At 53.9% G+C, this 25,688-nt stretch carries 20 protein-coding genes, 1 tRNA gene and 2 pseudogenes; 13 read left to right on the top strand and 10 right to left on the bottom strand.

Going from position 1 to position 25,688, the window contains the following annotated elements:
* Positions 1 to 178: 178 nt before the first annotated feature.
* A complete protein-coding gene (locus GP473_RS04395) occupies positions 179 to 694 on the top strand; it encodes an Rv1476 family membrane protein (protein WP_186277205.1) in 516 nt (171 codons plus the stop codon).
* Between the two features lie 529 nt (positions 695 to 1,223).
* On the top strand, positions 1,224 to 3,161 hold the full coding sequence (locus GP473_RS09550; protein ID WP_281381148.1) for a DIP1281 family NlpC/P60 protein: 1,938 nt from the start codon (positions 1,224 to 1,226) through the stop codon (positions 3,159 to 3,161).
* A 167-nt stretch (positions 3,162 to 3,328) separates the two neighbouring features.
* Here GP473_RS09550 and GP473_RS04385 read toward each other — a convergent pair whose 3' ends face one another.
* On the bottom strand, positions 3,329 to 4,210 hold the full coding sequence (locus GP473_RS04385; RefSeq protein ID WP_246394918.1) for a hypothetical protein: 882 nt from the start codon (positions 4,208 to 4,210) through the stop codon (positions 3,329 to 3,331).
* 147 nt (positions 4,211 to 4,357) lie between these two features.
* On the opposite strand from GP473_RS04385, the gene GP473_RS04380 reads away from it, so the two are divergent.
* Positions 4,358 to 5,215 (top strand): DUF3097 domain-containing protein, encoded by an 858-nt coding sequence (locus GP473_RS04380; protein WP_425488594.1) that lies wholly within the window; start codon positions 4,358 to 4,360, stop codon positions 5,213 to 5,215.
* 153 nt (positions 5,216 to 5,368) lie between these two features.
* On the opposite strand, the gene GP473_RS04375 is transcribed toward GP473_RS04380, so the two are convergent.
* The 3 genes from GP473_RS04375 to GP473_RS04365 all read right to left on the bottom strand — a co-directional run bounded on the left by GP473_RS04375 (position 5,369) and on the right by GP473_RS04365 (position 6,888).
* Positions 5,369 to 6,025 carry a DNA-binding protein gene (locus GP473_RS04375; protein ID WP_186277203.1) on the bottom strand — a complete coding sequence of 219 codons (657 nt, stop codon included), beginning with the start codon at positions 6,023 to 6,025 and terminating at the stop codon, positions 5,369 to 5,371.
* Between the two features lie 17 nt (positions 6,026 to 6,042).
* Positions 6,043 to 6,654 (bottom strand): TVP38/TMEM64 family protein, encoded by a 612-nt coding sequence (locus GP473_RS04370; protein ID WP_246394917.1) that lies wholly within the window; start codon positions 6,652 to 6,654, stop codon positions 6,043 to 6,045.
* A gap of 148 nt (positions 6,655 to 6,802) precedes the next feature.
* Positions 6,803 to 6,888 (bottom strand) — tRNA-Leu (locus tag GP473_RS04365).
* A gap of 177 nt (positions 6,889 to 7,065) precedes the next feature.
* Between GP473_RS04365 and GP473_RS04360 the strand changes: the two genes are divergently transcribed.
* A complete protein-coding gene (locus GP473_RS04360) occupies positions 7,066 to 7,626 on the top strand; it encodes a YbhB/YbcL family Raf kinase inhibitor-like protein (RefSeq protein ID WP_186277201.1) in 561 nt (186 codons plus the stop codon).
* On the opposite strand, the gene GP473_RS04355 is transcribed toward GP473_RS04360, so the two are convergent.
* Entirely contained in the window at positions 7,623 to 8,765 is a 1,143-nt protein-coding gene (locus GP473_RS04355) for a quinone-dependent dihydroorotate dehydrogenase (RefSeq protein ID WP_185769748.1), read from the bottom strand. The two genes, GP473_RS04360 and GP473_RS04355, sit on opposite strands and share 4 nt — an antisense overlap.
* 64 nt (positions 8,766 to 8,829) lie before the next feature.
* Positions 8,830 to 10,065 (bottom strand): hypothetical protein, encoded by a 1,236-nt coding sequence (locus tag GP473_RS04350; protein ID WP_186277200.1) that lies wholly within the window; start codon positions 10,063 to 10,065, stop codon positions 8,830 to 8,832.
* A gap of 26 nt (positions 10,066 to 10,091) precedes the next feature.
* On the opposite strand from GP473_RS04350, the gene GP473_RS04345 reads away from it, so the two are divergent.
* From GP473_RS04345 to metH, 4 genes and pseudogenes are all read left to right on the top strand, one after another.
* Complete coding sequence (locus GP473_RS04345) at positions 10,092 to 10,931, top strand: undecaprenyl-diphosphate phosphatase (protein WP_185769746.1); 840 nt, start codon at positions 10,092 to 10,094, stop codon at positions 10,929 to 10,931.
* 230 nt (positions 10,932 to 11,161) lie between these two features.
* Positions 11,162 to 12,409, top strand: a pseudogene (gene mshC / locus GP473_RS04340) (cysteine--1-D-myo-inosityl 2-amino-2-deoxy-alpha-D-glucopyranoside ligase); the annotation flags it as partial.
* A 90-nt stretch (positions 12,410 to 12,499) separates the two neighbouring features.
* A complete protein-coding gene (locus GP473_RS04335; RefSeq protein ID WP_186277198.1) occupies positions 12,500 to 12,973 on the top strand; it encodes a hypothetical protein in 474 nt (157 codons plus the stop codon).
* A 200-nt stretch (positions 12,974 to 13,173) separates the two neighbouring features.
* Positions 13,174 to 16,806, top strand: coding sequence for a methionine synthase (gene metH / locus GP473_RS04330; RefSeq protein WP_186277197.1), 3,633 nt, complete (start codon positions 13,174 to 13,176; stop codon positions 16,804 to 16,806).
* 11 nt (positions 16,807 to 16,817) lie between these two features.
* Here metH and GP473_RS04325 read toward each other — a convergent pair whose 3' ends face one another.
* Positions 16,818 to 17,702 (bottom strand): thioesterase family protein, encoded by an 885-nt coding sequence (locus GP473_RS04325; protein ID WP_186277196.1) that lies wholly within the window; start codon positions 17,700 to 17,702, stop codon positions 16,818 to 16,820.
* A 62-nt stretch (positions 17,703 to 17,764) separates the two neighbouring features.
* On the opposite strand from GP473_RS04325, the pseudogene GP473_RS09610 reads away from it, so the two are divergent.
* From GP473_RS09610 to aspA, 4 genes and pseudogenes are all read left to right on the top strand, one after another.
* A pseudogene (locus GP473_RS09610) lies at positions 17,765 to 18,337 on the top strand (HAD family hydrolase); the annotation flags it as partial.
* A gap of 174 nt (positions 18,338 to 18,511) precedes the next feature.
* Complete coding sequence (locus GP473_RS09605; RefSeq protein WP_185770663.1) at positions 18,512 to 18,784, top strand: phosphoribosyl-ATP diphosphatase; 273 nt, start codon at positions 18,512 to 18,514, stop codon at positions 18,782 to 18,784.
* A gap of 69 nt (positions 18,785 to 18,853) precedes the next feature.
* Entirely contained in the window at positions 18,854 to 19,699 is an 846-nt protein-coding gene (gene hisG, locus GP473_RS04310) for an ATP phosphoribosyltransferase (protein WP_186277195.1), read from the top strand.
* A 192-nt stretch (positions 19,700 to 19,891) separates the two neighbouring features.
* On the top strand, positions 19,892 to 21,424 hold the full coding sequence (gene aspA / locus GP473_RS04305) for an aspartate ammonia-lyase (protein ID WP_185769741.1): 1,533 nt from the start codon (positions 19,892 to 19,894) through the stop codon (positions 21,422 to 21,424).
* Between the two features lie 156 nt (positions 21,425 to 21,580).
* On the opposite strand, the gene GP473_RS04300 is transcribed toward aspA, so the two are convergent.
* The 3 genes from GP473_RS04300 to GP473_RS04290 form a co-directional block, all read right to left on the bottom strand.
* Complete coding sequence (locus GP473_RS04300; RefSeq protein WP_185769740.1) at positions 21,581 to 22,447, bottom strand: RecB family exonuclease; 867 nt, start codon at positions 22,445 to 22,447, stop codon at positions 21,581 to 21,583.
* A gap of 143 nt (positions 22,448 to 22,590) precedes the next feature.
* On the bottom strand, positions 22,591 to 24,003 hold the full coding sequence (locus GP473_RS04295; RefSeq protein ID WP_425488593.1) for an FAD-binding oxidoreductase: 1,413 nt from the start codon (positions 24,001 to 24,003) through the stop codon (positions 22,591 to 22,593).
* Positions 24,004 to 24,119: 116 nt separating this feature from the next.
* On the bottom strand, positions 24,120 to 24,797 hold the full coding sequence (locus tag GP473_RS04290) for a YoaK family protein (RefSeq protein ID WP_185769739.1): 678 nt from the start codon (positions 24,795 to 24,797) through the stop codon (positions 24,120 to 24,122).
* 36 nt (positions 24,798 to 24,833) lie between these two features.
* Between GP473_RS04290 and GP473_RS04285 the strand changes: the two genes are divergently transcribed.
* Positions 24,834 to 25,667 carry a tRNA (adenine-N1)-methyltransferase gene (locus tag GP473_RS04285; protein ID WP_185769738.1) on the top strand — a complete coding sequence of 278 codons (834 nt, stop codon included), beginning with the start codon at positions 24,834 to 24,836 and terminating at the stop codon, positions 25,665 to 25,667.
* The last annotated feature ends 21 nt before the right edge of the window (positions 25,668 to 25,688 follow it).

Here is a 25,688-nt window from a genome sequence, read left to right as displayed (position 1 = left end):
CCGCAACGTCACCGCCAATTTTAACAGGACGCTCGTACTGTTCTTAATCTGCTAGAAACACGCGTGTCGGGACCACCCCCGAAAAGGTTCTAATGGTAAAAATCCTGCAAGATCCACCTTCACTCGGGCTCACAGCGACCATTTTTTACTTCTACAAATATGAGGTGCCCCACCCACAATGCTTCCTCAAAACATCAATGTTGATGACATAGCCAGTCACTTACATCACTCAGATCTCTACCTCTCGCCGGAAGTAGTAAAGATATATGGCGAGGAGACCACCAGCATTCAAGAGCACTACGACAACATCCTCAATGGAACAACAGCCCCCCATATCTCCGAAGATCTGGGCGCCACAAAAATAGTCGTTTATCCGGGCGTGATGCGCATGGATGAAACTCGCGACCTCGCGCAAGCCCTCAAGAGCAAAGTTGATGCAAACACCATCATCGTGCAAGCCGAAGGAATTCCCGGGATTATTTCCGACAAGCTGACACGTGGCCAAATTCAAGACACCCAGTATCTCATGGTCAATTCTTTCCACCCCGCGGAAGTTGAGACCTTCATCAACACTGTGCATGGAACAGACCTTAACTACGGAACAGTAAACGCTATAGTCTTGACCCTCACCGCATTAGCAGCAATCTTCAGTGTGGCGTTTACTCGATTCTTCGGTGGACAGAACCGCACCTAGGTTCTCATTTCGGCGCCGATATCTTTCTGCTTTCTGCTTACCGCTACTGCTACCGCTACTGCTTCCTTACCTCTCTACCTCTCTTTTTCCTGAAAAACTCGCCCGAGCACCCCACCCACCCAACCAACCACACGTAACGGTCAAGCTTTTAGACTTTACCGAAGTAAATCAACACTCCAGACTTGAACGGCAACTAAGGCTCAGTTCAAGGCAACTCGCGGAACAAACTAAAAATGTGACATAGTTCACAGTTATTTTTTCTGGGCAAATTTATGCAGGTCAAGCCGCATGCCGTGACTAAGGGTACATATGTGTCATTTGTGACTTAAGGGATTGAAGTACCTTGTCGTTTCTCTTGTGTCCTAGGGTTCACTTGTCATCTTTTGTAACGGGATGATCTCAAAGTGATTTTTGGGATCCTCTTTGCAGCGGGACCGGTACTGACCGCATGGGGAAGTGTGGACAGCCGGACCGGGCAGACAGGGTCTCAATTACCCGTTGCGAGTCGTTCAACTCAGGAGAGACCAACGTGTTCCAACGTGCCGCAAGCCGTCGACTGCAGACGGTCAACATTGCTCGGTCGTCCCGTGCCCTGCTGGCCTGCGCAGTATCAGCAGGCATGACTTTCCAGGTCGCAACGCACCCTGCCAAAGCAGAAGAGACGGTAACTGCCGAAAGCTACCTGGCAGATCTGGTCAACCAGTTGTCGGAAGCTAAGGGCGCCGTTTCCCGCATGGAACTAGAAATGGGCGGGCTGAGGGAACAAGCCAATAAAGCTCGCGTCGACCTAGCCAAAGCCCAAGATGCAGCACAAAAAGCGCAGAACCAAGTAGTGGACGCACGGGATCGTCTTTCTTTGTCCGATGACGCCGTTGCCAAAGCTCAAAAAGAGTTGGATCAACTTGCGCGTTCTACTTACAACGCCGGCGGTGACGGTTCCCCCATAAATCTCGCTGCCGGTGCTGATGCCGTGAGCGACACGTTGGATCGTTCCACCATGATTCGGCTTGCGGCCCAACGTCAGGAAAACACAGTCGATCGGCTGGATTTAGCCCGCACTCAGACTGCAAATGAAGAGTCCTCTCTGCGCGCTAACCGCAGCGCTGCAAACGATGCCGTATCTGCCGCGGTTAAGGCTCATCAAGATGCCAACAAGGCACTGGCTACAGCCATGGAGCAGCTCAAAGAGAAATCTGCTAAGTTAGCAGAGCTCATTAAGCAGCAGAAAACCGCTCAGCGCAAGCTCGATGCCGCACGTAAAGCAGTAAACAATGTGTCTAAGGCTAATCCTGGAGCATCCTCTTGGGATAAGCGGCGAGCAGCGGAATCTGCAGCGGACAAGGCTGAAGATTCCCAAGCACAGGATTCTGCAGTAGACACGCAACAATCTCCAGCGCCTGGAGTCTCCGTCGCTGACAAAACCGCAACGTCCGTCCCTACGGATGCAGCCTCAAAGACCACAGGCAAGCAATCGACTACCGCTGGGACAAAAGACAGCACCCTCACACCTGCCGAACAAGAATCTCCTGCTACCGGCAACGCCGAGGCACACAAACCTGATGCGTCCAACCCCCTAGGGACAGCACCGGACGTCGATACGGATTTTGCCGCCGATACGTCTGGAGACCGTGAGCGTCAGCTTGCAATTAATGGTCTAATTAACGCCGGAAATGACGCCGTGATGACTGGATTCAGCAGCTACAACGAGCACGGCAATCAAAAACGCGCGCTAAAGGACGCAGTAGCAGCAGGTCGAGACTCAGCAGGTCGCGAATATGACAATGCTCAAGCTCAACTTCACCCATCAGCGGGCGCCTCTCAGAACCCAACGCAGGGGACGGACACTGGCACTTCCGGCACAGAAGCGGCGAGCGGTGCGACCTCAGGGGCTGGAGCCTCTGGGGGAACCAAGGATGGTACAGCAACCGACTCAGCTACGACAGGAACGACGGGCACTACATCCGGAAATAACACCACCGCCGGCACCAATCCGGTACAGGATGCACTTGATAAGACAGAAACTGGGACTGCCCAGGGCTCCGCATCCGAACAAATTGAAGCGGTAATTGCTCGCGCCATGTCTCAACAGGGCGTGCCTTATGCCTGGGGCGGAGGTAACTATCACGGCCCTACTTTAGGTATCCGCGATTATGGTGTAGCCGATGCGCATGGCGACTATGCCAAGGTAGGATTCGACTGCTCCGGACTGATGATGTACGCCTTCTACGCGGTTGGCATCCAGCTTGATCACTACTCTGGCTCGCAATACAACGCAGGTCGTCAAGTGCCTGCTTCCGAAATGAAACGCGGCGATATGCTCTTTTGGGGTGCTAATGGCTCCCAACATGTGGCTCTCTATTTGGGCAATGGCAAGATGCTTGAGGCTCCGCAATCTGGAAGCTACGTACAGGTAAGTGACGTGCGCTGGGGTGGAATGGCTCCCTATGCGGTGCGTATGATTGAGTGATCTTCTTGCCCCTGAGGAGTTAAAGCCTGGTTTTTCTGACAATCAAGAGTTCCGGTTCCGCCGCTTTTCGCTCCTTTTATCACTGCTTCTTATTTTCAGGTCTGTCTCCTAGTAATTGAGTGGTCATCGCGAGTCGCAGATCACCGACTGCCGAGCCAAGGAATTATTCAGCGCACTAATTCCCGTTGCGCGTAATCCACGGCGGTTGTCCGTGCTACACGCACAGCTCTCATTAACGGCAAGAGGAACGGATCCAAACTGGCACCCGGCTCACCATTGCGCACCACCGCCACAAGAGCCGAAACATAGTCCGCCCTGGCCATGAGCTTTGCAGCACGTTCGCTGATTCCGTGGGGTAGCCCCGGCAATCCGAAAGCATCTCTGAGCCTCCCGACCGCCAGATGGACATTCGGATGGTGTGCGTAGCGGTCCGCAGAATTTTCGATGAGCCCAGCCGCCTGATCTGTCGATGTGCGTAATAAATGCTCGGCCTCACCCGGGCTGTATATCGGCATCGGTGGCGTCGGTTGGTCAATGACATGCCACGTCCAGTGAATAGCGTCTACCTCGTGATATTCCGAGTGCCTCATCTCCGGAACCAGTACGTGAGAGATATCGGGCTCGTCGGTAGGTAACACCAACCCCGCACCCGTGCGGACAATGTGCTGTGCCGCTAAACTTCCGGCAGGTAGAGGGGGGACATCTCCCGGTCCGGATAAAATCAAACTAACAAGTGGTTGTTCTTCGAGCCCCACCGGGGCATCGTTGGTTGCTGTTCGTATCTGTCGAAGTAGGTCAACTAGTCCAGCAGGAGTTTCATGCGACGTCACAACTTCTTGTTCCAGATGCCTCTCACGCACTTGCGCGGCGTGTCCCTTAGGGCAGGGAACTGCGTCGAATATGTGGAGAGGCCCTTGTACGCTGTGGAAAGCATCAATGAGTTCATCGGTGCTGATGACATTGTGGAGCCACCAAGCAAGCCACAAAGAGGTGTTCTGCACGGGTGACCACAGCTGTTCTCGCAGTAAAGAAGGTTCAGAGGCGCTCATTGTCCCAAACCTACTCCCTTCCTTACAGCTGGCTCTGTTGTGCGGTGTGTTTCAGTCTGGCTCTGTGACACGAAGTATTCGTAGCTGGCTCTGTTGTGCGGTGCGCCCCGTTCATCCGCTCAAGGCTGTCGCCTAAAGTGTTCAAGCATGAATTCCATGAACGCAGGCGATTATCGTTCCCGCTATTCGGGAGACATCCTCCAGGGACATGCTCGAAAACAACCGAGAGTCTACCCGGAGGTGAAACCCGAACTGAATATGGTTCTTGAGGTATACGGCGACGACTTTGTGGGGGCAGTACTCGGGGGAGAGCGAACCCCCGATGGAGACTTTATTAGGCTTGAGGACCGATACGGTACAACGAGACTCTTTAAGCTCAAACCTGGAGGCTTCCTGCTAGAAGGCAAGCGTATAACCTTGACTCGTTATATAGATCCGAAACTCTTACCGCCTCGACAAGCAATGTCGAACTCCGGGTCTCGCCGGGTAGACAATGTTAAAGCTAAAGTAGCCGCCCCGTCACGCATATGGGTCGAAGGTGTCCATGACGCTGCGATCGTCGAAAAGGTGTGGGGACACGATCTCCGTGTGGAAGGCGTCGTCGTCGAATACATCGAAGGGCTCGACAACCTCCCTCAGATGCTGGCGGACTTCCACCCCTCCGCACAATGCCGAGTTGGAGTTCTCGCTGACCACCTCATCGATAACACCAAAGAATCTCGACTGACCAGCAGTCTTGGCCCGCACGTTATGGTCACGGGTCATCCCTACGTTGATATTTGGGAAGCCGTCAAACCCTCAAGCGTCCGGATAAAGCACTGGCCACACGTGCCCTATGGAGAAGATTGGAAAACGGGGGTCTGCACCCGTCTGGGATGGGGTTCCCCACAAGAAGGATGGAGACGGGTGTACAAGTCAATACATAGCTTCCGCGACTTAGATTCCTCGCTGATCGGAGCGGTGGAACGGCTCATTGATTTTGTGACTGTTCCACCCATCCCATGACAATTCAGCATTGCCAAGACGTGACTAAAAATATCCTTACCGCCCTGGGAAGGTTAGGGTCTGTCCATCCCGAAGCAGCGGGATAGCATCGGCTATTTGATAACGGTCAATCGGTTACCGACTCACGAAATGGAGCCGAACATAGGGGGAGTGCTACATCTCCTCGATTCGAGCAAGAGTATGAACGGCAAGTGTCCAACCCGCCTGCTCTGCTTGCCATCCCGCGGCAGCCAAGCGCTGGCTCATAGCCTGCTTGGTTATACCGACCATCTCAGCGGCCTCAGATTGAAGGTGGCCTGCCCGTAGAAGCGCGGTAGCTTCACGACCTTCCTTTGTCCGACGCGAGAGCACGTGGGCTAGAAGAGTGAAAGCCGCGGCAACATCTTCCGCAATTTCTGCTGCTTTACCGGGAGCCAATACTCCGCCAGAACCCGGCTTTTCTACACGCACGCTCACTACACTGGCACGTTGCTTTGGGGCGAGGGCTCGGCTTGCAGCTCCGATGAGCTCCTCCATAATTTCCTCGTTGTAATCAGCCTCATCCAGATCTTCGTAATCGAGTTCTCCGTTCGATGCAGCGTCGGTAGAGATGACAGAGCCGATGCCGATGGCAAATTCTCCCGTTTGCAACAGGCTCATCACCACGCCTCCGGCTTCCTCAGGGCCGGGCACGACACAGACGAAATCCTCTACTGATAACACCCGCTCGGAGATCACGGAGCTGGATTTACCTAAGGCCTCGGCCACGTCACGCACGTAGGAACCACGACGCCGTGAGCGACCACGGTAGGAAGCACGAATTGCGAACATACTCCTAGGCTACAAGGTCAGAGTTCAGGCTCAGTACTTGACTTGTCGGTGCGGGGAGTCTTTTTTAATACAGTGCGCCAATGCAGAAATTCCCGCGTGAAAAGGGTGAACCCTATCAGAACAACTACTACTGACATCAGCAAAATCCACGGACGTTGCCCTGTAACTAGCGCATCTGCAGCCATAACAGTAGCTACGGTGTTGGGAGCTGAGCCGCACACAGTAGCAATGAGATAGGGCACAACGGGTATGGCCGATAGCCCACAGGCATAGTTCAGTGGAGTAAAAGGAACCGCTGGCACCATCCGCAAACCCAGAACTGCGATCCACCCACGTACTGCAATCAATTGACGCAGCAGTTCCAATCTCACGTCGCCTTCCGTACGTTTATCAACCCAACGTTGACCGAACGTTCTTACGAGGAGCAAAGAGACGGTGGCAGAGACCGCTAGTCCGATGAGCGCTAGCGTCGAGCCCAGAAAAGGCCCAAACAAAATCCCAGCCGCAATCGTCCACACCGTGCGGGGGATTGGTAATTGGGTAAACGATACCATCAGCAATACGTAGGTGACGGGTGCCCATACTCCGGTGGACTCAACCCACCCGCGAATAGTTCCAGTAGAGGGCACTGGGACCCACAGTATGCAGACAACAATGACCGCGATAAGGGCGCTAATGAGTATCTTTGTTCGCAATGGTACAGTACTCGCGCGTTGGATTACCCCCTGGGCAGCACAACCTACACGAGCTAGCGCACCGCCACAATTAGTCATTTTGTGTCCGGAGGGGGACTTGAACCCCCACGTCCGTTAATAGGACACTAGCACCTCAAGCTAGCGCGTCTGCCATTCCGCCACCCGGACAGGGTAAAACATCTCAGCACAGAAATTCACCGCGAAGCTTGCGGTGCATCCGTACTTCAATGCACGAGAAGTTACTCTAGCGTCATGAGCGTGTAAATAACAAATACCCAGGTCATAAACTATACAAATATAAATTCAACGGTGCATTCGACTGAATTTTTCGCTACGTTGGAGAACATGACTTCCAGCAGTAGACACCACAAGCCAACATATATCGACGATCGTTTCCCCGGTCCCGATCCCTATGCACCACTGGCAGACCTGCCAGCGCTCAAGGTCACCAGCGATACTTTCAACGACGGCGAACGTATCCCAGAAGAACAGCTAGGTGGAAATGACGTCTCCCCACAACTGTCCTGGGAAAAGGGGCCGGAGGGCACCGAGACCTACGCAGTCACCTGCTTCGATCCCGATGCTCCCACCGCCTCCGGCTATTGGCACTGGGCAGTCTTTAACATCCCCGCAGACGTAACCTCCTTGAAGCTGGGAGCCGGGCACAAAGACAATTTGCTTTCACTACCGGACGGAACAGTCGTTTTGCGCGGAGACTCCGGGATCCGCGGCTACTACGGCCCACAGCCACCAGAGGGTCATGGACCTCACCGCTACCTCTTCGCAGTTCATGCAGTGGGTGAAACTCTGGATATTGATGATCGTTCCACACCCACCGTGCTCGGGTTTAACCTCAACTTCAAAGCCACCGCCCGCGGGATCCTCTGGGGCTGGGCGGAGAACTAACGGGTTTTCTCAGTCCCACCGAGGGTCCACGGAAGATTACTGCCCACCGCCTCGCTGATAGAGCTCAGGCCGTGGGCTCTAATTTGATCAGCAATCCCTCGATGAATGTCGCGAATCCAATCGGGACCGCCATAAATAAACGGAGTGTATCCCTGAATCAAATGCGCACCAGCCGCAATACGTTCCCATGCTTGTTCGGGAGTTTCTATTCCACCGACCGAGATAAGAGCCAGATTCCCCTCCGCACGTTGGGCGATGATCTTGAGCACGTGCATAGAGCGCTCAGCAACAGGAGCTCCTGAAACTCCTCCAGCGCCGAGAGCTCGCACGTAAGACGCATCGGTTCGCAACCCCTCGCGGGAAATGGTGGTGTTGGTAGCAATGATGCCAGCTACTCCTAGTTCGAGTGCCATATCCGTGACGGCGAGGACATCCTCGTCAGTTAAATCAGGAGCAATTTTCACAAACAAGGGACGGTTATTTTCTTCTTGAACCGCCTGGACGATCGGCCGCAGTGACTCTACCGCTTGCAGATCGCGTAAACCCGGAGTGTTCGGGGAGGATACATTGATGACCAAATAATCAGCGATATCACCAACAACCCGCGCTGACCTGCGGTAATCATGAGCCGCAACGTCAGCATCCGTCAACTTAGACTTACCGAGATTCACACCAACCGGTTCTGTGGCACGTCGTTGCTCCAGACGACGAGTTGCCGCGACCGTCCCCTCATTATTGAACCCCATCCGATTGAGAATGGCACGGTCATCGGTCAAGCGAAACAGTCGGGGAGTAGGGTTACCCGGCTGGGGAAGAATGGTAAGCGTACCCACTTCGGCGTAGCCAAAGCCCAGTGACCCCCATACATTTACTTCCTTAGCATCCTTATCGAAACCTGCAGCCAGTCCAAGGGGACGGGGGAAGTGGATTCCTGCGACATCCTGCGCCAGCACTACGTCGTTAACAACCCACATTTTACGTAACGTTCGGAGCACGACGTCGGAATTGTTCACCGCCTCCAATAATGACGACATCAGAGAATGGATACGCTCGGGCGGCATTCTAAACATCGCCTTGAGCGCAAGGCCATATGCTTTAGCGCGAAAAGTACGGAAATGTGACGGGGACACGGTGGACATAGAATTTCTATCCTTCTTACTTTCTTGCATTATCCAGGTGGTGTTAGACCGCTTATTCTTGGCCTTACTCCTGCCCGCCGATGATGCGCTGGTCCAGCTTTTGAGCACCTGGAACACCTTTATCCTGTGCCGCTTGTATGTCTTTGGCGCTGAGCAATTGCCATTGTCCATTTTCAGCTAGGAGAAGTATTTTGCCGTCGGGCGTATCGAGGACAGCTCGGACATTCGCAATAGTGTCCAACTGAACAGTCGCTTCGGGCACACCGCTTTTGACACTGTATCCAGTGAGCTTGTTGTCCCCTGTGGTGGAGACCCACGCCAGCTGGCGCTTAAAGTCCCATAGAGTGGCCCAGGGCGATGGCCCAGTGGGCGCTTCCTGGTGTAGGCGCACAACATCATTCATCGTGAATAGTTGGAATTGCTGTTGACGGTGATCAGAGGCGACTATGACCCCATCATTGCCTCGGCCGTTATTTACCTCTCCTACGCCCTGACCAATACGCAGCGCGGCGTTGAAAGCCTGGTCTTCGATGGAAACGTCGTTGATGCTTGTGCGGCTGCGATCAATAACAGCGACACGTTCTGCTCTATCTCCGCTGGGCTCGATCAAAATGGTCTCATCAATGTTCTTGCTGACCACTTGTTTCTTTGTCTCTTCACCCTGTGCATTAAAGAAACGCAGGCGCTCTTCACCCTCAATTCCTGCTACGGACCTACCATCATCGGTGAAAGTTCCGGATAGGATGCGACCGTCGAGGGTAATTGTTCGTGTCGTGTGCCCTTCAGCGTTGATATCAAGTAACTTTCCATCACACGCAACGGCGACGCCATCAGCGGATGTGGCCAGGTTATCGCAGCTTTTATCCAGATTTACCGTAGTGGCATCCGAGCTCAGTACAGACTCTGCACTGCCAATATTTAGCTTTCCATCCGCAAAAAGAACCGCCAGTTTATCAGCATCCGATCCTGCAGATACTCGGACTGCATCAAGGACTGTGTGTTCTTCTGCCTGTCCGGTCTTTCCCGCCAAGTGATCAGCTGGCGCCGGCGACGGATCGGGGGTCGCCGGAGATCCGACGGGAGTGTGGTCTTTCTGGTCATCAGCTGACCCAGCATTCTCCTGATCATTTCCAAGCATCTGCTGAGTACACCCACCGAGTAGTATTCCGGTGGTGATAACAACGGCTCCCACAGAAAATCGGCGCGCACGCCGTATCTGTGTGGACAGGCTAACAGGGGCGGTTACGTGCGCTTTCACATCCACTACGCTACCAGCCTGAGTTTCGTACTCCCTATTCATCGAGGGCAGGTGTATCGTCTGTCCTCATGACATCAGAAATGTCTTGGATTCAAACAATTGTCCTATCGATAGTGCAGGGTCTGACAGAGTTCCTGCCGGTCTCTTCCTCAGGACATTTACGCATCGTCTCGACCCTTTTCTGGGGCGAGGATGCCGGTGCTTCTTTTACCGCGGTGGTTCAGCTTGGCACTGAGCTGGCAGTGTTGGTGTACTTCGCCAAGGACATCTTCCGCATCGCTAAGGCCTGGTTATCCGGGCTTTTTGATAAATCGCGTCGGGATTTCGATTATGCGATGGGATGGATGGTTATCGTCGGCACTATCCCTGTTGGCATTCTTGGTTTTGTCGGCAAGGATCTCATCCGAGAGGGTCTGCGCAATCTGTGGCTTACTGCAGCCATGTTGGTTCTATTCTCCTTCGTTTTCATTCTGGCTGAGAAGGTTGGCCACCGTGCGCGTTCGTTCAACGAGTTGACGATGAAAGACGCCATATTGATGGGTCTCGCACAATGTTTGGCACTCATTCCCGGGGTGTCGCGTTCTGGCGGTACAGTGTCTGCTGGTTTGTTCCTCGGATTGAATCGCGAAGTCGCGACGCGTTTTTCATTCCTGCTTGCTATCCCAGCAGTATTGGCCTCGGGTCTTTTTTCTCTTCGCGACGCATTTGATCCGGCCTCGGGTCAGGCAGCAAGTGGCGCGCAGCTGATCGTCGGCACTCTCATTGCGTTTGTCTTGGGATACGCGGCAATCGCATGGTTGCTTCGATTCGTCTCCCACCACTCCTTCGCATGGTTCGCACTCTGGCGTATTCCGGTGGGCATTCTGGTCATGGTTCTCCTGGGCATGAACGTTATTCCAGCAACCTAAATGAGCCGTTTTCCATCAACTTCTATCAACCAAACGCAGCGTCGCGCCGTACATACCTCACGTGCGGCAACACTCTGCGCGAAAGAATCCGCGCTGCACCCCAACTGACTCAGCCACGCTACACCCCTGCTGACTCAACCGCGCTGCACCCCTGCTGGCTCGCTCACACTCACCCACACGGCCCCTCCCTGACTTACCACCACTTTGACCGCAGGGTTAGAGTGGTGGCTATGCATTCTTGGCTTCCCCCTCATGTGCCGGTTCTCAGCGGGTCCGCTCCCGTGCTCAACCTTTATGACACGGCTGATGATCAGGTCAAACCCGTCGTTATCCCACAGGGGGATGCTGAATTAGGCATGTACGTCTGCGGGATCACCCCTTATGACTCCACTCATTTGGGACATGCTGCAACGTATCTCACCTTCGATCTCATTCACCGTTACCTTGTGAGCTCGGGTGTGAAGGTGCACTATGTCCAGAACATTACAGACGTCGATGACCCTCTATTCGAACGTGCACAACGCGATGGTGTGGACTGGCGCGAGTTGGGTACGGACCAAATCAATCTATTCCGCTCCGATATGGAGGCTCTGAAAGTCATCCCTCCACGCGATTACGTAGGAGCAGTGGAATCCATTCCCGAGGTCATAGAGATGGTTCAACGCCTGTTGGATAAAGGCGCGGCCTACCAACTGCATGATGATTACCCGGATATTTACGCCGATCATACTTTCACCACTCAATTCGGATACGAATCCCGCTATGATGAGCCGACCATGGCTGAGCTCTTTGCCGAGCGGGGTGGCGACCCACAGCGCCCTGGCAAAAAGCATCCCCTGGATGCCCTGTTGTGGCGCGCATACCGCGAAGGGGAGCCGGCGTGGGACTCACCGTTTGGTCCGGGAAGACCCGGATGGCACATCGAATGCTCCGCGATAGCTAACAACCGCCTGGGCACTCCGTTTGCCATCCAAGGGGGTGGCTCCGATCTTCGTTTCCCTCATCATGAATTCTCAGCAGCACATGCGGAGGCTGCCACCGATGCGACACGTATGGCCGAACACTATGTTCATACGGGAATGATTGGCCTTGACGGAACCAAAATGAGTAAATCGCTAGGCAACCTCGTGTTTGTCCACAAACTCACCCAAGCTGGTCACGAGCCGTCGGCTATCAGACTGGGGGTCTATGCTTCTCACTACCGGAGTGATCGTGATTGGTCCGACGCGGTTCTTGCCGAAGCCGAATCGCGTTTAGCTTTGTGGCGCTGTGCATACAATACGCTCACACAGCGAGAGGACAGCGCTGATTCCACCATCATGATTGATCAGCTGCGGGCATTTATCGCTGATGATCTGAACACCCCTGCGGCACTGCACCATGTTGATGCGTGGGCTAATCGTGTACTCACTGGTGGTGAAGCAGGTGTGGCGTCGGACGTGGCTATGGCACTCGATGCTCTCCTTGGCATCCAGTTGGACTCAGTGACTGAAGAGGCTCAAGAGGCGAGTGCGGCAGAATCCGGATGCGCACAAACGTAGAAAACGGAAAACAAGGAGCGACGGCAATTGAGTACAGGGGTTAACGAGGCACGCGAAGCGTTCGTGGACAATCTTCATGCGATGGCTACAGGGAGTTACTTACGCAAAGAAGACCGCGAATTTTGGGAGGCACCGTACCCTGAGACAGTCGTCGGAGAGGCGCGGGTGATCGTTGACTCCTTAGTCGACGCCATCTCACGCATCCCACGGCTATCCGAAGATGAACAAAAAGTTCTCGCTGCCTCCACGGATGTACTGCAGGAGGCATCAGAGAATAAAACACCCTCCGAACCTGATCAGATTACCCGGGCAGTAGTCGCTGCAGTATCTCCGATTATCGAAGATTTGCTGCGCTTATCCGACAAGTACGAAGGAGCGGTCCTCGAGGACGAGGAACTCGAAGACCTCGATGCGCTCCTTCGAGCGCTGTGCACAGAATGCGAAGCCAATTATTCTGTGGTCTCAGAACATGTACACATCATGATTGACAGCCACTCATAGACCAATCATGTAAATGACCCGGGAGGGAACAACAAGCAACGGGAACCCCTGAGAATCTCCGTGGGAAATGACGCCTTCCGAGCGTGTCGGTGAGCACCTGAGATTTCCGAGGCGTGCGATGAGCAACGGGAACGACCGGGGGAGAAGTGAAGCACTATTAATTCTTTATGAGGCGGGTAGTGAACTAAGCTGTCTATTTAATGACTAACAATGCGTTTCCCCGAGTAAGTGCCGACCACCCCTTTCTTGCCGCCATGAAGAGACGGGTTCTTATCGGCGACGGCGCCATGGGCACCCAGCTTCAGGCTGTTGACCTCGACCTAGAACAAGACTTTCTGGGACTCGAAGGGTGCAATGAGATCCTTAACCACACACGCCCCGACGTGCTGCGCGATATTCATCGACGCTACTTCGAAGCTGGTGCCGACCTAGTTGAAACCAATACCTTCGGCTGCAATTTGCCGAACTTAGCCGATTACGACATCGCAGACCGCATCGAGGAACTCGCCGAAAAAGGCGTCGCCATCGCCCGTGAAGTGGCCGACGAAATGGGACCTAGCGCTGACGGCACCCCACGATTCGTCGTCGGTTCTATAGGCCCCGGAACAAAACTGCCTTCACTTGGTCATGCTCCTTATGATGCTTTGCGGGACGCATACGTGCAATGTGCCCGAGGGATGGTTCGTGCTGGGGCGGATGCCATTCTCATCGAAACATGCCAAGATCTGCTACAAGTCAAAGCAGCCGTACTGGGAACAAAACAAGCATTCGCTGAACTCAACTCCCCACTTCCCATCATCGTTCATGTGACCGTGGAGACCACCGGCACTATGCTTCTCGGTTCTGAAATCGGCGCTGCTCTCACCGCATTAGAGCCCCTGGGCATCGACATGATTGGTATGAACTGTGCCACAGGCCCAGATGAGATGAATGAACATCTGCGCTTTCTCTCGCAAAATACCACTCTGCCCGTTTCCGTCATGCCCAACGCGGGTCTGCCCGTATTAGGAGCCAATGGCGCCGTCTATCCGCTCACTGCTGAGGAGCTCGCCACCGCCTTACGCAATTTCGTACAAGACTATGGATTATCCATGGTGGGTGGTTGCTGTGGCACCACTCCGGAACACATTTCCGCTGTACGTGATGCGGTACTAGGTAGCCCAAGCAACGACGCCGCAGTTCAAGGTAAGCGCACGCCAAAGCATAACAATGACGTGTCCTCTCTATATCAATCCATGCCGCTCACCCAAGATACGGGCATCACAATGATCGGTGAGCGTACCAATGCCAATGGTTCCAAGGCCTTCCGCGAAGCCATGCTTTCGGGAGATGTAGAAAAGTGCCTAGACATTGCCAAGGAACAGGTACGCGATGGCGCTCATATGGTCGATCTCTGTATTGATTATGTCGGGCGCGACGGCACAGAGGATATGGCTAAATTAGCCTCCCTGCTCGCTACTAATTCCACCCTGCCAGTGATGATTGACTCCACAGAACCGGAGGTCATACGCACAGGGCTGGAGCACCTCGGTGGGCGTTGTGCCGTCAACTCAGTGAATTTCGAAGACGGCGATGGCCCCAGCTCTCGCTATCAGCGAACCATGGCGCTAGTTAAACAGCACGGGGCTACTGTTGTGGCTCTGACTATTGATGAGGAAGGCCAAGCCCGTACCGCTGAGAAAAAGGTAGAGATTGCTGAACGCCTTATCAAAGACATCACCGAATCATGGGGGCTTCCTGAGGAAGACATCATTGTCGACTGTCTCACTTTCCCTATCTCTACAGGCCAGGAAGAAACACGCCGCGATGGTATCGAAACCATCAATGCCATCCGCGAACTAAAGAAACGCCATCCCGAAGTGCACACCACACTGGGACTGTCCAACATCTCCTTCGGACTCAACCCAGCAGCACGTCAAGTACTGAACTCCGTCTTCTTAAACGAATGTATTGAAGCAGGGCTGGACACCGCTATCGCCCACAGTTCCAAGATCCTGCCGATGAACCGCATCGAAGAAGAACAGCGCAATACCGCTCTCGACATGGTCTACGATCGTCGAACCGAAGACTATGACCCACTGCAGAAATTTATGCAACTTTTCGAAGGCGTATCCGCTGCGTCGGCAAAAGACGAACGAGCAGAGAAGCTGGCTGCTATGCCACTGTTCGAACGACTCGCACAGCGCATCATCGACGGTGAGCGTGCTGGCCTCACGGACGACCTCGATGAGGCTATGACCCAGAAGGATCCGGTGGCGATCATTAATGAAGATCTCCTCGCGGGTATGAAGACAGTCGGTGATCTTTTCGGCTCCGGACAAATGCAGCTACCCTTCGTCCTGCAGTCCGCTGAAACAATGAAGGCTGCCGTAGCCCACCTCGAACCACACATGGAATCTCAAGCAGGCGGATCCTCAGCCTCGAAGGGCACAATGGTTATCGCCACCGTAAAAGGCGATGTTCACGATATCGGCAAGAACCTGGTGGACATTATCCTGTCCAACAATGGATACGACGTGGTAAACATCGGTATCAAACAACCCATCAGCAACATTCTCCAAGCCGCCGAGGAGCATAATGCTGACGTAATCGGCATGTCCGGACTATTAGTGAAGTCTACGGTCATCATGAAAGAGAATCTGGAGGAGATGAATCGTCTGGGCAAATCCCACATTCCAGTAATGCTCGGGGGAGCCGCGCTGACCAGGCCATATGTCGAGGATGATCTCACTGAAGTCTACGACGGTGACGTGTACTACTCTAAAGACGCCTTCGAAGCACTCACGGTGTTGGACGGCATTATGGCCGGCTTGCGTGGTGAGCACACCGAGGAGTCTGCAGCAGCTATCGAAAAGCGACAGAAACGCCGTGCCCGCCGGGAACGGTCCAAAGCCATCGCTGAGAAACGTAAGGCCGAAGCTCAACCAGTGGAAATCCCTCAACGTTCCGATGTAGCAATCGATGTACCGTTGGCTACACCTCCATTCTGGGGAACGCGCATCGTCAAAGGGATCAGCCTCAATGATTATCTACCAATGTTGGATGAACGCGCTCTCTTCCGAGGGCAATGGGGGTTGCAATCAACCCGCGGCGGAGATGGCCCATCTTATGAAGAACTTGTAGAAGCTGAAGGCCGGCCACGACTACGCGCCCTGTTGGACAGTCTGAAACAAAAGGGAGTACTTGACCACGCAGCCGTAGTGTATGGCTACTTTCCAGCAGTATCAGAGGGCGATACGGTACACATCTTGCCTATGCCACCAGAAGGACAGCAACCAGATCCTCGCGCGGAACCTGTGACCAGCTTTACCTTCCCGCGCCAACAACGTGGGCGTTTTCTCAACATCGCTGATTTCATCTGCTCCCGCCATCGAGCAATACGCAAGGGACGTGTCGATGTACTGCCTTTCCAACTAGTGACCATGGGCGACCCTATCGCAGAATATGCTAATGAGCTCTTCGCCCACGACTCTTATCGTGAATATCTGGAGGTTCACGGAGTAGGAGTGCAATTGACTGAGGCTTTGGCCGAATACTGGCATGCACGTATTCGCGATGAGCTGATTCTGGACGAAGGCGAAGAAAAACAACAAAGGGTGAGCGCCGAAGATTCCGACGACACTGAGGAATTCTTCGATCTCAAATATCGGGGAGCTCGTTTCTCCTTCGGCTATGGATCCTGCCCAGATATGGAAGATCGCATCAAACTCGTGAAGCTGCTGAAACCGGAGCGCATCGGGGTAGAGCTTTCTGAAGAGCTGCAACTGCATCCAGAGCAATCGACAGATGCCTTCGTCCTCTACCATCCTGAAGCAAAATACTTCAATGTCTAGTTCACTGGTGTTCAGTTCACTGCCGACAGCATAATGGCTTGATTTATTGTGCCGATCGGGCCAGTCGTGTCATATATCCTTGCCACGGTGGTACCGATGCCGTCTGGGCCGTAGTTGTGTTCGGCAACGATCCCGGTCCATTCGCCCACTGGCATTCGATGTAGGTAGACCGACATGTCAACATTCATGTAGGACCATTCTCGAATGTCCAATAGGTGCATGTTCAGACCATTGGCTATGTCTGCCGTCTTCATTAGGCGCGTCCATGCCGATTCTTCCTGGCCATCCACTGCGGGGAGTGAGGTGCGCGTCCAGTAACAGCAAGGATTAGCTTCCGCATTATCGTTGTGACGGGGAGGCAGTGGGACACGGATCACCTCAATGGAATCGATATAGCCGCTAGACCAGTGGTCAAGCCAATCTGTTGCCGGGGTACCGGTTTCTGGACCTGGAATATTATCCGCAACCACACGCTCGATACTGGTTGTATCCGATCCTTTAATCCACCACCCTCGACCACGAATGAACTCGCGTCCATGGGCGTCACTGACCACTGCCTCAAGCAAACAAATACGCTTTCCAGGACGGATGACCGTGGTATATCCCGTGAGTTTTCCCAAAGGAACCGCCCCAAGAAGGTCTACGGACATACGGGAATATCGGCCGGCCTGCATGTCTAGCCCTGCCTCACGTGCCCCTGTTTCCAGAAGATTTGAGATTAACGCCGCCGGCGGAGAGCCATGCTGGAACCCTTCGCCCCAAGGACTTGCTGTCAGAGGAGTGGCAGTGAAGTGGTACACGGTGCGTTCTTCGTCCCCGTGCGTTTCGCTTTCTGTGTGATCGAGTGTGAAGTAGCTGTTGTAGTCACTTCCATTGGCAATTGTGTTGTATGTCATAGTTCCTCCTTTGTTGATTTACTGTAGCGATTTATGTCCTGCAAAGGAGCCGTTCCTGGCTTATGGTTAACCCCATCATGAAAGCAATTCTTTGGGACATGGACGGTACGCTCGTCAATACCGAGCATCTCTGGGGACAAGCAACGTACGGCATGGCTCGAGCCATGGGGCGAGAGCTCACCCCAGAGGTGAGAGCTGAAACTATCGGTGGCACGATGCCCGGAACTATTCGTATCTGCGCCCGTTTCGCCGGATTGCCTATTGACGACGCCATGATTGCCACGTGGACACTCTGGATGAGAGAGACCATGTGTGAACTTCTCAGCGCAGGCATCAGCTTTCGCCCCCAAGTACCACAATTGTTGGCGGAAGCCCAGGCAGCCGGAATTCCGATGGCACTGGTTACTAATACGACGAGGTATCTAACTGACGTGGCTTTGACGTCCATGGAGAAGGTGATAGGGAAAAACGCTTTCGCTTTTACACTCTGCGGCGACGAAGTATGCGCGGGAAAACCGTCTCCGGAGATCTACCTGGAGGCATCTCGTCGCTTGGGTTTTTCTCCCGATGAGTGCCTCGTGATTGAAGATTCAGGTAACGGCATGCGTGCGGCACACGCCGCTGGATGCCGAGTCCTTGGCGTCCCTGTGGAGGAGAACACAGTAGTTCCTGAAAGCGTCACCACGCTAAGCGATCTGTATCCCCAACACACTGACCTCACAAACTTCACCGTGGCAGACCTGGAACTCATATACGAACAGCTGGGGCAGAGTGGGAAAACACCCACCGGACGTGGCACTATAGACGGCGTGAGTGAATCCAAGAATTTCGACTCCCTATTCGCCGAATTGCAAAAGAAGGCAGCCGACCGCCCCGAGGGTTCCGGAACTGTCCGCGCTCTTGACAACGGCGTGCATTTTCAAGGGAAAAAGATTGTCGAAGAAGCCGGCGAAGTGTGGTTAGCTGCTGAATACCAATCCGATGACGAGCTAGCCGAAGAGATCTCCCAGCTCATCTACTGGCTGCAGGTAGTGATGGTCGGCCGTGGTCTTACCCCAGAGGATATCTACCGACATCTCTGAGGTTTGTTCTGTTGACCTCGTTGTTTCCATCCATCCGCCTTTTCCTCATCCAATAAAGGACCTTTTACCATGTTGCGCGTTGCTGTCCCTAACAAGGGCTCGTTGTCCGAAACTGCTACCGAAATCCTTAAGGAGGCCGGTTATGCAACTCGCGGCGACTCAAAGTCCCTGACCATCGAAGATAAAGCCAACGGTGTGGAGTTCTATTTTCTCCGCCCCAAAGACATCGCCATCTACATCGCCTCGGGTCATCTGGATCTAGGAATCACCGGCCGGGACTTGGCTGCGGACACGCGCGAAGAGGTCAAGGAACTTCTGGGGCTGGGTTTCGGCGCCTCCACATTCCGCTATGCTGCACCGCACAGTGAGGAGTGGAGCACCGAAAAGCTCGATGGGAAGCGTATTGCCACTAGCTACCCGAATCTCGTACGTAAGGATCTCAAGAAACGCGGTCTCAATGCTGAGGTCATTCGCTTAGACGGAGCTGTAGAAATTTCCATTCGCCTCGGCGTCGCTGATGCCATCGCCGATGTCGTTTCCACAGGGCGTACCCTGCGTAAACAGGGGCTCGAGCCATTCGGGGAACCACTAATCACGTCAGAAGCTGTGATCGTAGGTCGTGTCGGTGAGGAAGTCACCCCTGAGCAGCAAGTGCTCATCAAACGTATCGAGGGCATCCTTCATGCTCGCAACTACGTGATGCTGGATTACAACGTAGCTCGAGCGAACTTGGATGAGTGTGCGGACATCACCCCGGGACTATCGGCTCCAACGGTCTCGCCGCTTGCCAATGACAACTGGGTTGCTGTACGCGCGATGGTGCCACGCAATCAGGCCAATGACCTCATGGATAAGCTATCAGCACGCGGAGCAGAAGCGATCCTCGCCACTGATATCCGCATCGCCCGCATCTAATTCGCCGGACGACACGCGCTGCAGCGTAACCGTCAGTGTCCGCCGCTAGGTTATCTCTGCATCGTGCCCCCTTTTCGGGTCTGCCGGACTACTTGAATAGACCTCCTCAGTTATGGTGTGTGTAACCTGCGCCACAGTGTGGGGCAGGGTGAAAAACATTCACCCACCACAACGAAGGAAGGACCACCACAAATGGTCGGCACTCCAAAACCCTCACCCTCTTCTGACGCTGCGAAGACCGGCTATGTCCAAACATCAACGGACATCATCACCTCAGCAGAAAAGCACTCCATTCGCGCCCGCGAGTCACAGGCCTTCCGCCACGAGGAGGATCTCCTAGGCGTACTAGAAGTCCCCGAATCCGCCTATTACGGGGTGCACACACTGCGCGCCGTAGATAATTTCCAAATTTCGCGCACCACAATCAACATGATCCCGGAATTTATCCGCGGGATGGTGATGGTCAAGAAAGCCGCTGCTTTGGCGAATTATGAAGTCGGTGCCCTGCCGCAGCATAAAGCTGAAGCGATCATGTGGGCCTGTGACCAGATGCTCAACGAACATCGAGCTATGGATCAATTCCCACTGGATGTTTTCCAGGGCGGTGCTGGAACCTCCACCAACATGAATACAAATGAGGTTATCGCTAACCTTGCTCTTGAATTTCTAGGCCATGATAAAGGCGAATACTCCGTTATTAACCCAAATGATGACGTGAATATGTCACAGTCCACCAACGACGCTTATCCCACGGGATTCCGTCTCGGCCTACATTTCGCTATCGATGAACTGATCAAGCACCTCGGAGCCCTGGAACGCGCATTCCAGGCCAAGGGTGAAGAATTCTCAACAGTTCTCACCATGGGACGTACTCAGTTGCAAGACGCAGTTCCCATGTCGTTGGGACAAGAATTTACGGCTTTCGCACACAACCTTTCCGAAGAGCGCCTGCAGCTGGAACGTGCCCAGGAGCACTTGCGTGAGGTAAATATGGGCGGCACCGCGATCGGTACTGGTGTCAATACTCCGCCGGGATATCACGACGCGGTCATTCACGCTCTCTGTGAAGTTTCCGGGCTAGAGATCACTAGCTCCGGAGACCTCATCGAAGCTACCAGCGACTGTGGAGCCTATGTCAATGCCCATGGCGCCGTAAAACGCGTAGCTATGAAGTTGTCGAAAATCTGCAATGATCTGCGTCTGCTGTCCTCGGGTCCGCGGGCAGGCCTCAATGAAATTAACCTGCCACCACGCCAGGCCGGCTCGTCGATCATGCCGGCGAAAGTCAACCCGGTAATCCCCGAGGTCGTCAACCAAATCTGCTTTAAAGTCTTCGGCAACGACGTCACAGTTGCCATGGCGGCGGAAGCCGGACAACTCCAATTAAATGTGATGGAGCCGGTCATCGCACAGTGCGTTTTCGAATCGGTGCGCTACCTCGCACGAGCTTGCCAGACGCTGCGGACTCTCTGCGTCGTCGATATCACTGCTAATCCTGATGTATGCCGTTCCTATGTAGATCACTCCATTGGCATCGTGACCTACCTCAACCCGCTGATCGGCCACCACAACGGTGATCTCATCGGCAAGGAAGCAGCAGCCACTGGCAAGTCCGTCCGCGAGTTGGTCGTGGAAAAGGGGCTTTTGGACGAAGAGACGGTAGACAAGGTTCTATCCGCAGACAATCTGCTTAATCCTTCATTCCAGGGCACCCTTTATAAGTAGTCCTCATGAGTAGTCCAGCCGCCAGCGACTTATGAGTAGACCAGCCCCCAACGCTACGGAGTTCCCGCCACTCATCAGTAGAGATGGTGAGAATCCCTTTCAGTAGAGATGGTGAGAATCCCTTTTGAACTCGTTATTCGGATCTACTCACGCTCGCTACGCGGATCCGTTCACCCTCTCACTAGGATTTTTCGCCCCCGTGTCCAAAAGTTCCATAGCATCCCGAGGGTACTCCGGAGGAGTCCCTCCAAAAGCTGGGCAGAGTTTTTGATGGGCACACCAGCCACATAACTTTGATGTCGTGGGGGTGAATTCTCCGGTCATCACATCGTGGGTGATGCGCCCCCACAATTCACCTAGATCCCGTTCAAAGTAATTGAGCTCCGTAGGACCGGGGGACAGGGTCATATCGTCTGAAACCTTGAGATACATCAAGCGCAGCTGAGCCGGGATCTCATCGTAGATTCGCCACCATACCAACGCATAAAACAGCATTTGGAAACGCGCCTGCTCAGAGAAGCGAGGGATGGGTTTCTTTCCGGTCTTGTAATCCACCACGCGCACCTGACCAGTCGGTGCTATATCGACGCGGTCAATAAATCCTCGAACCGGAACGCCGTTGGGCAATACGGTGTCCACGAACATTTCGCACTTATGGGCATCGAATCCACCGGGGTTTTCCATCATGAAATAGCCCTTGATCAAGCCGCGGGCGTCAACCAAGAAGTCCATGAGGTCATCGCCCGGTACAAGTTGCTGTAGTTCCTCATCAGAAGCTGTCATTTTCGCCCACTCAGGCTTCAGCATCTTCACAGCAGCCGGGTAGGTGCGCTCCTCACGGGGAAGCTTATGCAGGTTCTCCAGGACGGCGTGCACCAACGTTCCCTTGACCTGGGCGGTTGTCTTAGGTTCTGGTAACCTGTCGATGGCTCGGAAACGGTACAGTAGCGGGCATTGTTTGTAGTCACCTGCCCGCGAAGGGGACAGCGCGAGCTTTAGCTTCTTCTTTTCGGTAGGTGGCACAGGGTGTTTTGCCAGCCTTTCTGTTTCTCGAATTCTCTGGAGCGGACCCTCAAAGGGGATGATGGCATCCCCGTCTGTCAGCGGATAGTGACCCCCAGCTGAGGGTGCGTGCGAGCCCAGTTGTAGGTTCTTAGGAGTCTAGTTTAAAGCGCCCCCAGCATCTTGCCTGGATTAGCAATGCCCAGAGGATCCACCGCATTCTTAATTTCTCGATGAAGCCTGCGTGAACCTTCGTCCAGTTCTTTCGTTAGCCACCGCGCTTTCACGCTTCCTATGCCGTGTTCACCGGTGATAGTTCCACCCAAACGCAGACCCAAATCCAAGATCTGTTCAAATGCTTCCTCAGCGTGCGCGCGGGACTGTGGATCCTTGGCATCGTAAAAAATTGAGGGATGGGTGTTGCCATCGCCGGCATGAGCAACGACCGCAATGGTGGTGTGAGTTTCCTTCCGGATCTCGGCTAAGCCATCAAAGAATTCCGGCATGGCGGAGCGAGGAATGCAAATATCTTCAATGAGCTGCCCACCTCCATGACTGCGAGCATAAAGCTCGTTGGCGGGTTGCACGCATCGGCGGGTAGCAATCAGCGCTTCATTATCGGCCGTGTTATCGGAAAAGGCCACGTCCAAGGCACCGTTTTCTTCGGCGATCTCGGTAAATCTCTCAACGTCAGAAGCTGCTGTTGGTGCATCCGACTGCATGATCAGCATCGCGCCCACGGAGTCATCCAAGCCGAAGTCGCCGAAGTTATTGAGCAAGTTTATAGTGATGCCATCGAGAAATTCCAGAAGACTTGGACGTAAACCGGTTGCCATATAAGCACTCACAGTTGCTGCCGCTTCGTGCTCTGTGGGGAATGTAGCCACTGCAGTCAGCGGCTCAGGTGGCAGAGCGATGACTTCAAGGGTAGCTTCCACAATCACGCCGAGCGTGCCCTCAGAGCCTACGAACAATGAGCAGAGATCCAGTCCGGCCACGCCTTTAGCAGTTTTGCGTCCCAGCCTTGTGAGTGTTCCATCTGGCAGTACCACCTTGATCTCACGCACATAGTCGCGTGTCACGCCATATTTGACACAGCACAGTCCTCCGGCGTTGGTAGCGATATTTCCTCCAATAGAACTAATAGCCATCGATCCCGGGTCGGGTGGATAGGCCAGATTTTGTTCAGCCAGAGTCTTTTTCAAATCAGCATTGATAATTCCCGGTTCTACCGTGACGGTGTGGTTAGTGGCGTCGATATCTAGCACGCGATCCATCGCGCGAACAGACAGGAGGATACATCCATCTATCGCGTTCGCGCCTCCGTTGATACCGGTCATGGCTCCCTGCGGCACCACGGGAAGAGCATGGTCATAGGCAAATCGCATGGTGGCGACGACGTCATCGACAGACTTCGCTCGAACCAAAGCCAATGCTTGGCCGTAGTCCGCATTGAGAGCCATATCGGAAGAGGCGGCCTCCATCACGTCATGGTCGATAGACACTGAGCCGGAAAAACTCCTGGCCAGCTCTAGAAGATCGGAGCGTAAACGTTCGGTCTGTTCTGGAGTTAACACAGTCCGAATGTTAAACCTTTCGTCACGAGGGCGCTAGAACGATGATGAACATTGGCAAAAAAGCATCGGTCAAGGTAATCAGTCCGTGGACTGCTTTCGCCATAAGCCACAGTTACCTAAAGGGGTAGACCGCGTTTTCGCCTTCTGGCACGCAGAATTTGGTTGACAACGGTAGCCAGGATAACCACTGCCGTGATGATCGTTACGGAGTGCAGACCCAACTTGTGATAAGTCACCGCTCCCGCAATGGCTCCTACGCTCAGCGAAGCCCAAAGAATAAAGTGATATACCCACTGTATATGCCGTCCACCGAAGAACGTGTCCGCAAAGCGCTGTCCCATCTTCACGAGGGTGCCGGTCATATAAGTTAGTGGAATTGCTACTTCTCCCTTACGCTCGAAAATCGAATTCGTTGCGCCGATTCCCACAGACAAGGTGAGTATTGCGACATCATCTACTCCCACAACAGTGAGAATGGATGTGATCAAGAAAATGGCTGAGACACTAAAGAGAACGGCCTCACGGGCGCGGAACACATCCCATCGGCGCGCAGCCCACCGATTGATCACTGCTCCAGTCACCACGCCAATGAGGAAAAGTACGATGCAGGAGCCGGCCAGAGTGGCCAAGGGCCAATTACCTTCTACGATGGCCGTCGCGCTACGCGTTGTATTCCCGGACATAAAGGACAAGAAGACGCCGCCAAGGTACAGAAATCCAATGGAATCGACAAAACCTGAAATGAAGCTAAATGTGCAGGCAAGTAGGCGCTCACCCGGGCGGAATTCGAGCATGGAATAACAATAGCGCTTGGCTGTTACTATCTCCCCATGGCTTATTCCGGACGATTCACACCAGGCGACCGTGTTCAACTTACCGATGCTAAACGCCGCCACTTCACCATTACATTGCAAGAAGGTGCAAGCTTTTTCACCCATAAAGGCGAAATCAAGCATGACGACATCATCGGTGAGCACGAGGGCACCGTCGTGACATCCTCCGGCGCTGGAGAATATCTATGCTTCCGCCATTTGCTAGTAGATCACGTCCTGTCGATGCCACGCGGCGCCGCAGTTATTTATCCCAAGGACGCCGCACAAATCTTGGTGGAAGGAGACATCTTTCCAGGGGCGACTGTACTTGAAGCCGGAGCCGGTTCCGGTGCCATGAGCATGTGGCTCCTCCGCGCGGTAGGGGAGAAAGGCAAACTCATCTCCTATGAGATCCGCGAGGATCATCTGGAATACGCGGAAAGAAACGTCTCTGAACAGATGGGCGGGCATCCGGACAATTGGGATCTACGCCTGGGTGATCTCAAAGAGGCCACGAAAGAGGAAATTGGCGAGGTTGATCGCGTCCTTCTGGACATGCTGGAGCCTTGGGAGATGCTCGATACCGTCAAAGACATCCTGTTGCCCGGTGGCGTATTCATGACGTATGTGGCTACTGTTCCGCAGTTGATGAAGGTGATGGAAGGCATCCGCGAAACAAAAGCCTTCACTGAGCCTAAAGCGTGGGAATCTTTAGTGCGCGAGTGGAAAGTCGAGGGTCTTGCCACTCGACCCGAACACAGGATGAATGCACACACTGCGTTCCTCATCTGGGCTCGCCGCCTTGCTGACGGAACAGTAGCACCACGCCCACAACGACGCGCACGCCGATAATGCATGACTCATAAGTAAGCT

The sequence above is a fragment of the Corynebacterium anserum genome, assembly GCF_014262665.1.
GTDB classification, from domain to species: domain Bacteria; phylum Actinomycetota; class Actinomycetes; order Mycobacteriales; family Mycobacteriaceae; genus Corynebacterium; species Corynebacterium anserum.
Note: the sequence above shows the minus strand (reverse complement) of the source record. Positions and strands in the feature narration are given on the sequence as shown.